Origin of the sequence: Pseudalkalibacillus salsuginis (assembly GCF_021646685.1) — a bacterium.
Classification (GTDB): domain Bacteria; phylum Bacillota; class Bacilli; order Bacillales; family Fictibacillaceae; genus Pseudalkalibacillus; species Pseudalkalibacillus salsuginis.
In genome coordinates this window covers 74,271-87,018 of the sequence record NZ_JAKJHW010000008.1, presented here as the reverse complement: position 1 = coordinate 87,018, position 12,748 = coordinate 74,271, and the positions used below count along the sequence as shown (strand labels likewise).

9 protein-coding genes are annotated in these 12,748 nt (G+C 42.2%); 2 read left to right on the top strand and 7 right to left on the bottom strand.

The features are described from left to right. Window positions 1-33: 33 nt before the first annotated feature. From yjfF to L1611_RS17585, 4 genes are all read right to left on the bottom strand, one after another. A complete protein-coding gene (gene yjfF / locus L1611_RS17600; RefSeq protein WP_236315053.1) occupies window positions 34-1,017 on the bottom strand; it encodes a galactofuranose ABC transporter, permease protein YjfF in 984 nt (327 codons plus the stop codon). Further along, window positions 1,017-2,066: an ABC transporter permease gene (locus L1611_RS17595; protein WP_236315021.1), complete on the bottom strand. Its 1,050-nt coding sequence runs from the start codon at window positions 2,064-2,066 to the stop codon at window positions 1,017-1,019. The genes yjfF and L1611_RS17595 overlap by 1 nt, the downstream gene beginning before the upstream one ends. A gap of 1 nt (window position 2,067) precedes the next feature. Then, the gene (locus L1611_RS17590; protein WP_236315052.1) at window positions 2,068-3,558 is read right to left on the bottom strand and encodes a sugar ABC transporter ATP-binding protein; all 1,491 of its coding nucleotides are present in this window, start codon (window positions 3,556-3,558) and stop codon (window positions 2,068-2,070) included. 256 nt (window positions 3,559-3,814) lie between these two features. Continuing rightward, window positions 3,815-4,825, bottom strand: coding sequence for an ABC transporter substrate-binding protein (locus L1611_RS17585; protein ID WP_236315020.1), 1,011 nt, complete (start codon window positions 4,823-4,825; stop codon window positions 3,815-3,817). A 458-nt stretch (window positions 4,826-5,283) separates the two neighbouring features. Here L1611_RS17585 and L1611_RS17580 point away from each other — a divergent pair, with 458 nt between their 5' ends. Together L1611_RS17580 and L1611_RS17575 are read left to right on the top strand one after the other, a co-directional pair. After that, window positions 5,284-7,056 carry a sensor histidine kinase gene (locus L1611_RS17580; protein WP_236315019.1) on the top strand — a complete coding sequence of 591 codons (1,773 nt, stop codon included), beginning with the start codon at window positions 5,284-5,286 and terminating at the stop codon, window positions 7,054-7,056. Further along, entirely contained in the window at window positions 7,031-8,566 is a 1,536-nt protein-coding gene (locus tag L1611_RS17575; protein ID WP_236315018.1) for a response regulator, read from the top strand. The genes L1611_RS17580 and L1611_RS17575 overlap by 26 nt, the downstream gene beginning before the upstream one ends. A gap of 194 nt (window positions 8,567-8,760) precedes the next feature. Here the strand turns inward: L1611_RS17575 and L1611_RS17570 are convergent, their stop codons facing one another. The 3 genes from L1611_RS17570 to mmsA all read right to left on the bottom strand — a co-directional run bounded on the left by L1611_RS17570 (window position 8,761) and on the right by mmsA (window position 12,697). Then, on the bottom strand, window positions 8,761-9,816 hold the full coding sequence (locus L1611_RS17570; protein WP_236315017.1) for an aldose epimerase family protein: 1,056 nt from the start codon (window positions 9,814-9,816) through the stop codon (window positions 8,761-8,763). Window positions 9,817-9,996: 180 nt separating this feature from the next. Further along, the gene (gene mmsB, locus L1611_RS17565; protein ID WP_236315016.1) at window positions 9,997-11,154 is read right to left on the bottom strand and encodes a multiple monosaccharide ABC transporter permease; all 1,158 of its coding nucleotides are present in this window, start codon (window positions 11,152-11,154) and stop codon (window positions 9,997-9,999) included. A 1-nt stretch (window position 11,155) separates the two neighbouring features. Further along, window positions 11,156-12,697 carry a multiple monosaccharide ABC transporter ATP-binding protein gene (gene mmsA / locus L1611_RS17560; RefSeq protein WP_265738500.1) on the bottom strand — a complete coding sequence of 514 codons (1,542 nt, stop codon included), beginning with the start codon at window positions 12,695-12,697 and terminating at the stop codon, window positions 11,156-11,158. Between the last annotated feature and the right edge of the window lie 51 nt (window positions 12,698-12,748).

The window sequence follows — 12,748 nt, the reverse complement described above, 5'->3', positions numbered from 1 at the left end:
CTTATTTCACCACCTCCCTTCCTGAATGGTTTGTCAATGCTCGGAAATGAGCCCGGTTTTACTTCGTCCTCTAACTGAACTCAAACGCTGGAAGACAATGAATAGAAGGAGCAAAACGCCGATCGCTATTTTTGTCCACCAGGAGCTCAGTGTTCCTTCAAATACAATAAGTGTCTGGATTACTCCTAATATCAAAACACCGATGACACTGCCTGCAACATAACCGATTCCGCCAGTTAGCAACGTGCCGCCAATTACGACGGCTGCAATGGCGTCCAACTCCAATCCATTGGCATGCAGTCCATAGCCGGATAGCATGTAAAAGGTGAATACTAGACCTGCAAGTGAAGAACAAAACCCACTCAGCGTATAAATAAGGATTTTCGTTTTTCCGACAGGCAGCCCCATCAACAAGGCAGACTGTTCATTCCCACCGATTGCATAGACGTTTCTTCCAAATTTGGTATAGTGGGCCAAAAAGATGGCCGCCACCACTACAACGATGGCAATCAGCACACTTATGGAAATATAAAAATTACCAAGATGAATTTTGGTATTGGCCATAAACTGAAAAAATGGATGGGAGATCGCAATCGTTTCAACACTAATCACATAGCTCAACCCCCGTGCCAAAAACATCCCCGCCAATGTGACAATGAACGGCTGGAGATTGTAAAAATGGATGAGACTGCCCATGATCACCCCAAGGATAGGTCCGATCAGCAATGCAATTGGGATGACAATGATCGGTGAAATGTTAGCCTGAAGAAGGCTTGCCGTCACCATGCTCGTCAATGCGATGACGGAACCTACGGACAGGTCGATTCCCCCAGACAAAATCACAAAGGTCATTCCAACAGCTACAATGATCAGAAAGGCGTTATCAATAAACAGGTTCAACACGACTTGCGGTGAAGAAAAGCCGGTGTAATTAATCGAACCATACAAAAACATAAGAATAAATAAACCAAACGTGATTAAGAGCGGGTAATACTTTTTGTTGAGCTGCCAGGACATCACGAGATTTTCACCCCTTGTTCATTCAAGCTGTTTTCCGGTTCCTTCTTATGCGGTTTTTTCATACGAGGTCGCAGCACTTTCTGCCTGAATTCAGGTGATTGCAGCAAACATACGATGATGACGACAACCGCTTTTACTATAAGGTTTGTTTCCGGCGGGATGCCGATCGAGTAAATGGTCGTTGTCAGACTTTGAATGATCAAAGCGCCAATCACAGAACCCATCAAGAAGAACCTTCCGCCCATCAACGATGTACCTCCGATAACGACGGCCAGGATCGCATCTAGTTCAAACCATAATCCTGCATTGTTTCCATCGGCGCTTGAAACGTTCGAGCTCAGGATCAAACCGCCGACACCTGCACAGAACCCTGAAAATAAATAGACCAATAGAATAATATTTTTCGAATTAATCCCCGCCAACCGACTCGCTTCCGGGTTGGCACCTACGGATTGGATGAACAGCCCCAGCGCCGTCTTTTTCGTCATATACAGTGCGATCCCCAGCACTGCTGCCACTAAATAGACAGAAAAAGGAATCGCAAACAAATAGCCGCCGCCAATAAAGGAATAAGGCTCATAATAAATGGTCGTTATTTGTCCGTCCGTAATCAATTGCGCAATCCCGCGTCCTGCCACCATTAAAATCAAGGTGGCGACAATCGGCTGGATCCCGATCCGTGATACCAGCAGCCCGTTCCAAAGTCCGGCAGCCAAAGACAAACCGAGTGCAGCTGCGATTGCCATAAACAGCGGTGTTAGACTCGTATCGGATGCCATTCCCTGAACAACCGTCATAGCAGCAATCGACCCGGACATGGCAATTACCGATCCAACCCCAAGGTCAATCCCTTTGGTTGCAATGACAAGTGTCATACCGATTGAAATTAACATTAGCGGCGCCCCGCGGTTAACAATATCGACGAGACTTCCGGTCAGGTGGCCATTTTTGACTTCGATCTTAAAAAAGCCCGGGTCAAAAAATAAGTTGATCGCAAGGATGATAAGCAGAATGATGACCGGCCAAAACAATCGTGACTTCAACATTTCAACCCACCCCTCCCGCAATTTCTCTCATAATATCCTGCTGGGTAATGTGCTCCCGGTTTTCCAGTTCCGACACCTTTTCACGATCCCGTAAAACTGAAATCCGCTTGCATGTACGCAAAATTTCTTCCAGCTCGGAAGAAATGAATAAAATTGACATGCCCTTTTCGCTTAACGACACCATCAGTTTCTGGATCTCCGCCTTTGCTCCGATATCGATTCCGCGCGTTGGCTCATCCAAAATTAGTAAATCCGGATTAGTCAGCAGCCACCTAGCCAGAAGTACCTTCTGTTGGTTACCGCCACTCAAGTTTTTGATTAACTGCTCTGGATTGGGAGGATTGATGTTCAACAGTTTGATATATTCATCGACAATTTCTTCTTGTTGCTTTCTCGGCATATAGTTAAACCAGCCCTGTCTTCCCTGCAACGCTAGAATCATATTTTCACGTATCGACAAATCGCCGATAATTCCTTCAGATTTCCGGTTTTCTGATGAAAAAGCAATGTTGTGGGCAATCGCCTGTTTCGGGGAATTTAAATGCACCTTTTTCCCTTTGACTTTAATCGTACCGCTGTCTGCTTTATCTGCACCGAACAGAAGCCTGGCCAGCTCCGACCTTCCCGAACCAAGCAGTCCGGCAAGACCCATGATTTCCCCTTTACGAAGTTCCAGGTTAAATGGGTGAATGTTACCGGCTTTAGATAGCTGTGCTGCTTCCATCACCGTTTCCGATACACCTTTATTCTCTGCCACCGGATTTTCGTTAATCGACTTACTATCGATAAACTCCTTGCCGATCATCTTCGAAATTAATTCGTACCTTGGCAAAGATTGTGTTTTGTATTCGCCAATCCATTCACCGTTCCGTAAAACCGTCAAACGATCTGTAATTTCATAGATTTGATCAAGAAAATGACTGATAAACACAATGCAAAGGCCATCCTTCTTCAGTTTTCTAATGGTGGCAAACAGTTGCTGAACCTCATTCAAATCAAGACTCGACGTCGGTTCGTCTAAAATCAGCACCTTTGCCTTCACATTCAAGGCACGGACAATTGCCACCATTTGCTGAATGGCGACGGAATAAGAGCCGAGTGTTTTCGAAACATCGATATCCAGATTAAGCTCCGTCAACAGCTCTTTCGCTCTCCGGTTCATTTCTTTCCAATCGATCCTGCCTCTTTTGATGATTTCGCGTCCAATGAATATATTTTCAACAACGGACAGGTTCGAACACAGGTTGACCTCCTGATAAACAGTACTGATTCCCAGGTTCTGGGCTTCAAGGGGGGTCGAAACTTCAACAGGCTTGCCGTCAAGCGTGACCGTCCCTTCATCTTTCGTATAAACCCCGGTCAGCACTTTAATCAAGGTGGATTTCCCCGCTCCATTTTCACCCATTAAGGCATGTACCTCTCCCGGGAACAAGCGCAAGCTTACATTTGATAACGCTTTAACCCCCGGGAAGGTTTTAGTTATTCCCTTCATCTCTAATTTCGGAAAGTGTTTCTCCAATTTGATACCTCCCTTTTTAACATAAGAAAAGCGTAAACGCCCTGTTCAACCATGCAGGTCACTGGAAGTCCGACGAGGAGGCTGTTGCCGCCACAGGAGGACTGAAGTGATCCAAGTGGTTAGGCGTTGGAGCTAGCCATTCCATCATTGAAGCTAATTTTTATACTTTCTTGTCCAGTAAGAAAAACAGCCGCTCAAATTTGATTTAAGCGGCTTGGCCATTATTTTCTTAGTATTTACGTGTTGGAAGAAGCTCTTTTGCTTGATCCATTGTGTAAATGCCTTCTTCAACAGAGATACGCTTATCAAGCGTTTCTCCTGCAAAATGAGCTTCGATCAGCTCAACAAGCTGCGGGCCAAACAATGGGTTACATTCTACGGTAACGTTCATCTTGCCGGCGGCCATCGCTTCAAATGCCCCTTTTACAGCGTCCACACCGATGACTGTTATGTCTTCGCCTGGTTTCAAGCCGTATTCTTCAATGGCCTGGATGGCACCGATCGCCATATCGTCGTTGTGCGCGTACAGCACGTCGATGTTTTCCCCATCAGACTTTAAGAATGCTTCCATGACTTCTTTCCCTTTTGCACGGGTAAAGTCGCCGGATTGTGACTTGATGATTCTGAAGTTCGGATGTTCAGCCATTACTTGTTCAAAACCTTCTTTACGGTCGATAGCCGGTGCAGATCCGACTGTTCCTTGAAGCTCCACGATATTAATATCGCCATCGACACCTTCCATTTCTTCCACGAGCCAGTTGGCAGCTTTTATTCCTTCTTCAACGAAATCGGAACCAAGGAAGGTCACCCACAAAGTGTCATCCTCGAAATCTACCGCTCTGTCAACAAGGAATACTGGGATTCCCGCGTCTTTCGCTTCCTTAAGTACAGTTTCAAAACCAGTTTCTACTACTGGAGAGAATACGATCGCATCGACTTTTTGCGCGATAAAAGAACGGATCGCTTTGATTTGATTTTCCTGCTTTTGCTGGGCATCGGAGAATTTCAACTCATGGCCCGCATCGGTGATTGCGCTCTTGATCGATTTGGTGTTTGCTGTTCTCCATTCACTCTCAGCACCTACCTGGGAAAAACCAATCACAAGCTTATCGCTAGAGGCCTCGCCTCCTTCTCCACCACTATTTGTGTTTCCTTCTGTATTAGTGGATGAGCATGCAGCCAATACAATGATCAATAGCATGAGAAACACTACCCTAAACCTTTTTAACTGTATTACCATTAACCAAGTCCCCCTTTGTCTTTATTGGATCTTTTAATAATGAGCTTGTTGTTTTCATCAGCCTAGTTTAATTGTAAAGCGCTTTCAAAGTGAATTGAATAGAATCATTTACTCAAAAAATAGAAATATTTTAACACATAGGGAGCAGGCAAACGAAAAAGTGGAAAATTTTTAGGGAAAGTGTAATTTTTTAAGTGATACTAATTCCAAACAGACCTTTCTTTTAACGAATCTGCCTATTTTTTCGATATCCCTTGATTCGCTATAAAAGTAGCAAGGTGCAACTATTTTCAGAAAAGTGTATTTATTTTACTTGAGGATTGTGATTTAATGGTAATTAATACTTGTCAATCTAAGCCATAATCAAAATTCACCCTGGAACCTCTTTTTAACCCCAACTAATTGTAACCGTTTACAAAAGTAATACTGGGGAGTTTATTTGCAAGGGGAAAAAATGAATGAAACTTAAAAAATGGTTGGTTTCCAGTCTGCGGACAAAACTCCTAGTCATGTTCATCCTGTTAACAGTGATACCTCTCATCATCATTGGGATGGTCTCATATATAAAGTCAATCCATATCATTTCTCATAATGCCCGTACCTCAGCCCAGCTTCAGGCTAATCAGGCCAGCCAGGCAATCAATGTCATTTTTGAAGATATCCAGCGGTTTACCGAGATGGGGAACCAGGAAAGCACCGTACATTTCCTGCTAAGCACGGAAAACATTTATGAGGATGCGAAGAACATCTTAAACATGTTTGCTTTTTACCGTGAAATATACCCGTACAGCGAAAATATCCGTAATATAAAAATCTATAATCTTGATGGCAGGGTAATCAGTGAAGCAGACGGGGTCCATCAACTGGAGAAGAGTCCTAAAAACGATCCGGAATATACGAACCTGCTGCAACGGGAAGAACACTCGATGATCGTCCCGACAACAATCAATAATACACCCGTGATCTCGATCACAAGCTCTGTCATATCAGAAGTTACCGGTGAAGTAATCGGGTTTATCAATATGGTGGTAGACGCTACTGCCATTGAACAAATACTTGATCAAACATCTCTGGGAGACTCCGGTATTTTTTACATAGAAACGGAGTTAGGTGAGTCGATATTTTTCCCAACTGAAAACAAAAAAGGCCGGGCTTTCATTGCCAACAGGGAATTGATCCGGAAAAGGACTTCAGGAGTGATCATGAACCAATCCGGAACGACCGTCACTGTTTTCGACACGGTCGCATCTACCGGCTGGAAGGTCATCGGACAAGCTCCGGTCAAAGAGATCATGAGTGATTCCAATGAAATCCGGACACTAATTGTTTTTACCGTCGCCTGCAGCATCATCTTTACGATCACACTCTATTATTTCATCTCCTTGAGACTGATTAGACCCATCCGTCATCTGAAGGAAAAAATGAAGCATGCTTCCGATGGAGATTTGGATGTACAGGTAAATAGCGAAAGCATGGACGAAATCGCCGATCTCAGTAACAGCTTCAATATCATGATTTCAAAAATAAAGTCACTGCTTCAGCAAAGCGTGGAGGAACAAAAACAGCTGACCAATGCAGAATTCCGGGCGCTTCAAAACCAAATCAATCCACACTTTTTATACAATACACTGGACAATATCATCTGGATGGCAGAAAGCAAGAAAAGCAACGAGGTTATTGAGATGACAACAGCACTATCCCGCTTTTTCCGAATCACCTTAAGCGGCGAGAAAGATTGGATTACCATTGAGAATGAGTTGGAACATATTCGCAGCTATCTTGTTATCCAAAAAATCCGTTACCGGGATATTCTGGACGTTTCCTTCCATATAAATGAAGAGATTCTTCCACATAAAATCTTAAAATTGACCTTGCAACCATTGATTGAAAATGCCATTTATCATGGGATAAAAAATAAACGTGGTAAAGGACTGATTATTATTAAAGGTGATTTTGATTTTGACGGCAACATCCGGATCGAGATCATCGATAACGGAAAAGGCATAAAAGAAGAACGATTGCATGAAATCCAGGAGCGGTTGGCGCGCGGCCTACCGATGAGCGGCGGTAACAGCGGTATAGGCATGTACAATGTCCAGCAACGGATTCAGCTCTTTTTCGGGCAGCAGTACGGCCTTGACGTGAACAGCAGGTATGGTGAAGGTACGATCATTACATTAACCATCCCAACGGAAGGTGAAACCAATGAAAAAAGTATTTCTGTTAGATGATGAGGTCCAGGTTCGGGAAGGAATGAAGAATAGGATTGACTGGAGGGAAGAAGGCTTTGACTATTGCGGGGATGCTCCAGACGGCGAGGTTGCCCTCCCTTTAATTCGAAAAATTCAGCCCGATATCGTGATTACCGATATAAAGATGCCGTTTATGGATGGTTTGGAATTAAGCAAAATCCTCCGGGAAGAAATGCCGGACATCAAAATTATCATTTTAAGCGGGCACGATGAATTTGAATATGCCCGAAAAGCGATGCGGATTCAAATTGCTGAATATTGCTTAAAACCGATCAGTGCAGGCGAACTACTGAAAACCCTCCATAAAGTGTCTTCTCAAATTGACCAGGAGGAACTGAAAAAGAAGAAAATGGACGATCTGAGAAGTGAAGCTACAAAAAACAGATCGATGTCGCAGGAAGCTTTTTTGAGTGAAATTTGTAAAGGTTTTCTTTCGCCGTCCGAAGCGTTAAAAAAGGCTGCCCAGTTGAATGTCGACTTAATCGCGAGTTTTTATTATGTATTCATTTTGGAAACAGAATCAGTATCAACGGGTACCATCAATTCAATTCAGGCGGATTATAATTGCCTGGCTTTTAAGAGCACTAAGAAAGAAATGGTATTCATTATGAAGGACGAAACAGAAAGGCTTCTAGAGGATGAGGTGAACGAGCTCAAAGAAAGGTTGGCAGGTTTGCAGAATAACGATAGCTCGATCGTATTTGGATTCGGAAAAGTAGAAAGCCGGATACAGGGTATCGCCCTCTCCTACGCCCAGGCAGTAGAAGACAAGAGCTACAACAAAATGGTTCAAAAAAACAAAGCCCAGGGCAGCGAAGAACATATCCTGAATAATGATGAACTGTTCATTAAGACTCGGAATAGGTTGATCTCGTTTCTTAAAGACGGTGACCCGGCTAAGATACCTGCTTTTGCCGAAAACTACACATCCTATTTAAAAGACTCGAATAACAGTGCACCTTTTTTCATCTATTATTCCTTGATCGACTTCACGCTGACTATAAAGCAATATATGAGGGAACAGAGGATCGAGGATGTCGGTCTCCTGAAGGAAATGGCCAACCGCGAAGTACGGGCAGGCTGGATCCGGGAATACTCGGAAGTTGAAGCATACATGGCTGATATGCTGAAGGTTGTCATGGAATCCGAGATTTTTTCATCTGTGAAGGTTAACCCGCTTATTCTTAAAGCTCAAGAGTATATACATCAGCATTTTTATGAATCGGAATTATCCTTACAAAGGATCGCAGATATGGTCAATGTCAGTCCCTCCTATTTCAGCCGGATGTTCAGCCAGGAAACCGATAAAACCTTGGTTGAGTATATTACACATATTCGGATGGAGAACGCCAAAAAGCTGCTGAAATCGACAAATGACAAAACCTATGAGATTGCTCAAAAGGTCGGGTACAGTGACTCCCATTACTTTTGCAACCTATTCAAAAAAGTGACTGGGATGACAACAAGACAATATAAGACGCACGGTTAGGTGAAAACGGAAGCAGGCTTACTGAAGCAGTCGATATTCGCCATAGTGAAGGGGTTCCGCCATGCCTTAGCCAATATCGAGGGGATCATCAAGCCGTGTTTTTGGCAGCATATATCACTCGAAACAAGAAGAAAAAGCCTCTCAAAAGTCCAGTGTACTCATGAGAGGCTAATTAGATCAAAGGTTTGTCAATTTCATTCTGATACTCCAGTTCCGAACTTAAACGACGTTCGTCTATGGTAAGGCCTATCGGGAGTAAGGAAAATATCGGGAAACCCTGTTTCATGTAAGGATGCTGGGGAGCTCTGCGTTTCGATACATATCCCTGAGTGTGTCATCGTTTTTCCTTCAGACAAGATTTTCCCTTCTGGAAGATTATTAGAGGTATAGATGACAATGCCTGGTTGATCCGTTTCCACCTCAAGCGTACGTCCTGACTCTGCATCTTCCAGCCGGATGGCCGGCTTCCTTTCACCATCCAACAAGAAGAAATGATCTATGCCACCATTCGCAGCTCTTTGTTGAGCAGTTTCATTGGAAAAGCTGGATCCTAGCTTTCTATTTTGACGGAAATCAAATGGTGTATCTGTTACATCTATCCATTTTCCAGTCGGAATGAGCTGATTATCTAACTCGGCAAAACGTGAACTGTTTAAAAGTAATGAATGGTGATGAACGGTATGATCGGCCTTTCCACTTAAATTAAAATAAGAATGATTGGTCATTGTCAGCACCGTTTTCCGATCCGTTTCTGCGAAATAATCGATGATCAACTGGTTATCGTTCGTCAGTGTATAGGTGACCTCAACGTGAATGGTCCCGGGGTATCCTCCTTCACCTTCAAGACTTTTGTGTGAAAGCTTTACACCTATTTCCCTATCCCCCTCAAATGGAGAAGCTTTCCAGAGACATTGATGAAAGCCACGCTCACCTCCATGGAGATGGTGTTCCCCTTCATTCGCTTCTACTACATACTCCCTTCCTTCTATTTGAAATGAGGCATTTTTGATACGGCCAGCTACCCGGCCGATTAATGCCCCCAGAAATCCTGGATTTTCAATGTAATCCCCGAAATCTTCATAGGTAAGCACTACATTCTTAGAATTCCCATTTTGATCAGGGACAGAAATATTCGTGATGATCCCTCCAAAGTTTAAAAAATGGACACTCATACCCTGGTCATTTTCCAGTTGAAATAATGTCCAGGCTTTTTGACCAGGAACTTGAATCTCTTGCGTTTCCATGTTCATGAAAACTTCTTCCTTTCCCAACGACTGCCCCGAGGATAAGGACAGTTTGTATAAGATAATTTAGCCCAATATTGAACAACAGACAAAGTGTTTTAGATAAAGGGCCGGTTTTCCTATGGATCCTTGTTCAAGTTAAGGCAAGCTCATTAGCAAACAAAGCAATAACTTGCCTTAAGATCTCTATTTATTTTTGTTCAATACGTCAAAGGCGACTGCTGCTAAAAGGACCAATCCTTTAATAGCTTGTTGCCAGTCAATACCAATCCCCATGAGTGACATACCGTTGTTTAATACTCCCATGACTAAAGCTCCGATTACAGCTCCGAATATGGTGCCGATTCCTCCAGTGAATGACGCACCACCAATTACAGCTGCGGCAATTGCATCCAATTCGAATAAATTACCAGCTTGAGGAGTGGCGGCATTTAAACGACCAGCAAAAATCATTCCACTTAAAGCAGCTAAAATACCCATATTCATAAAAACGAGAAACTTCATTCGTTTCGTTTTGACACCAGACAATTTAGCCGCATTTGCATTCCCGCCGACTGCATAAATGTGGCGTCCTAGTACAGTCTTATTCATTATAAATGTGTACCCGAGGACGAGGGCTACTAATATAAGCAATACATAAGGAAGACCTTCATACTGAGCCAGTATATATGTAAATAAGTTGATTACAACTGAAAGAAGGATGATCTTCAACATTAATAAAGGCATGGATAACGTATTGAATCCATATTTTATATCCTTTTTCCGTATGGAAAATTCACTGACAATATAAATTACAGTAAAGATGAGGCCGATAAGGATCGTAAATAATTGTAATTCTCCATTGCCAAATAAATCTGGTATGAATGATGAACTTAATTTTCTAAAGCTGTCCGGAAACGGTGCAAGGGTCTGACCTTGCAACACGACCAAGGTTAGTCCTCTGAAAATTAACATCCCAGCTAAAGTAACAATGAATGAAGGTATATTTACATAAGCCACCCAATACCCTTGCCATGCGCCAATAAGGGCTCCGAGAGCCAAACATATGATAATGCCAAGGAATACAGGTAAGTCCCAGCTGACGAGTAAAACACCAGAAACCGCTCCTACAAAAGCTGCAACGGATCCGACAGACAAATCTATTTCACCCGTAATGATGACCAGCATCATTCCTATAGCTAATACAATGATATAGCTGTTTTGCATAATAATATTCGTTACATTCAATGGGGTTAGTAAGATCCCATGGGTCAATATCTGGAATAGAATGATTATTCCTACCAATGCGATAATCATCGTAAATCTACGTATGTTACTAGCAAGTAATTGTTTAATACCCTCCATTTTAAGACCTCCAACTTTGTGTCATATATGTCATTAACGTCTCTTGGTCAGCTTCATCAATGTCCACATCAGCAGTGATTTTCCCTTCACAAAGCGTATATATCCGATCGCACATCCCCAGTAGTTCCGGGAGCTCTGACGAAATCATGATAATACTTTTGCCTTTCTCTGCTAATTCATTAATAATCTTGTAGATTTCGAATTTCGCACCTATATCTATTCCTCGGGATGGTTCATCCAGTATTAATAGATCCGGGTCAGTAAAAATCCATTTTCCGAGTACTACCTTTTGTTGATTTCCCCCACTGAGATGATTCGTTACTTGTTCAATGGACGGTGCTTTGACATTCATTTTTGTTTTTATGGATTCCGCTTCAACAATTTCATCATTCATATTGAGGATGTTTTTATTGGAAACCTTTTTTAGATTCGATAATGTCAAATTTTTACGGACACTATCAATAAGTATTAAACCATAATCCTTACGGTTTTCTGATACGTATGCAATTTTATGTTTAATAGCTTCGCTTACATCATTTAATTTAATTTTTTGACCACCTTTATAGAGTTCACCGGATATCTTTTTACCATAGGATTTACCGAATATACTCATTGCAAGTTCTGTACGCCCTGCTCCCATCAACCCGGCGATCCCTATGATTTCGCCTTTTTTCACCTTAAGATTGACATTGTGCAATAGTTGTTTATTTGGATCTAACGGATGATATACAGACCAGTCTTTCACTTCAAACACAACTTCATTTCCTATTACCTTTTTTCTTTCTGGATAAAGGTTGGTCAAGTCTCTCCCTACCATATCTTTAATAATGATGCTCTCCGTAATTTTTTGACTACTTAGATGATAGGTTTGAATGGTTTGGCCATCTCGAAGTACTGTCAGACTATCAGAAACCTTCAAAAGTTCTTTTAACTTATGGGAGATTAAGATCGAAGTCATCCCTTGTTCTTTAAGCTCTACTAAAAGATTCAATAGATTCTCACTATCTTCTTCGTTAAGTGCAGCTGTGGGCTCATCTAAAATAAGTAACCTGACATCTTTTGATAACGCTTTCGCTATTTCTACCAGCTGTTGTTGGCCAACCCCAATATTTTTAATTTTTTCCTCAGGGTCTACTTTCAGGCCTACTTTTTTCAGTAGTTCTATCGTTTTTACTAACGTTTCACTCCAATTGATCACACCATTTTTTTGTTGTTCATTACCAAGAAAGATATTTTCAGCTATTGACAGCTCTGGTATTAAAGCGAGTTCTTGGTGGATTATAACGATCCCTAGCTCTTCACTCTCATTAATATTTTTAAATTCACAAAGGCTGCCATTAAAAATAATCTCACCTTCGTAGGTTCCATAAGCGTGTACTCCGCTCAGAACTTTCATAAGTGTGGATTTTCCAGCACCATTCTCACCGATTAATGCATGAATCTCCCCTTGTTGAACATTTAAGTTTACATCGTCTAAAGCCTTAACTCCTGGAAACCTCTTCGTAATACTTTTCATCTCTAGAATTGGACTATCCACGGACATCACACCCTTGATTGAAAGTAAGTAAGATGATTTAGCGATAGAAGCAAAATG

What these genes read in the sequence shown, in the direction of transcription:
- yjfF (WP_236315053.1), bottom strand. Translation starts at nt 1,017, where the DNA reads ATGTCCTGGCAGCTCAACAAAAAGTATTACCCGCTCTTAATCACGTTT.
- L1611_RS17595 (WP_236315021.1), bottom strand. Translation starts at nt 2,066, where the DNA reads ATGTTGAAGTCACGATTGTTTTGGCCGGTCATCATTCTGCTTATCATC.
- L1611_RS17590 (WP_236315052.1), bottom strand. Translation starts at nt 3,558, where the DNA reads ATGAAGGGAATAACTAAAACCTTCCCGGGGGTTAAAGCGTTATCAAAT.
- L1611_RS17585 (WP_236315020.1), bottom strand. Translation starts at nt 4,825, where the DNA reads ATGGTAATACAGTTAAAAAGGTTTAGGGTAGTGTTTCTCATGCTATTG.
- L1611_RS17580 (WP_236315019.1), top strand. Translation starts at nt 5,284, where the DNA reads ATGAAACTTAAAAAATGGTTGGTTTCCAGTCTGCGGACAAAACTCCTA.
- L1611_RS17575 (WP_236315018.1), top strand. Translation starts at nt 7,031, where the DNA reads ATGAAAAAAGTATTTCTGTTAGATGATGAGGTCCAGGTTCGGGAAGGA.
- L1611_RS17570 (WP_236315017.1), bottom strand. Translation starts at nt 9,816, where the DNA reads ATGAACATGGAAACGCAAGAGATTCAAGTTCCTGGTCAAAAAGCCTGG.
- mmsB (WP_236315016.1), bottom strand. Translation starts at nt 11,154, where the DNA reads ATGGAGGGTATTAAACAATTACTTGCTAGTAACATACGTAGATTTACG.
- mmsA (WP_265738500.1), bottom strand. Translation starts at nt 12,697, where the DNA reads ATGTCCGTGGATAGTCCAATTCTAGAGATGAAAAGTATTACGAAGAGG.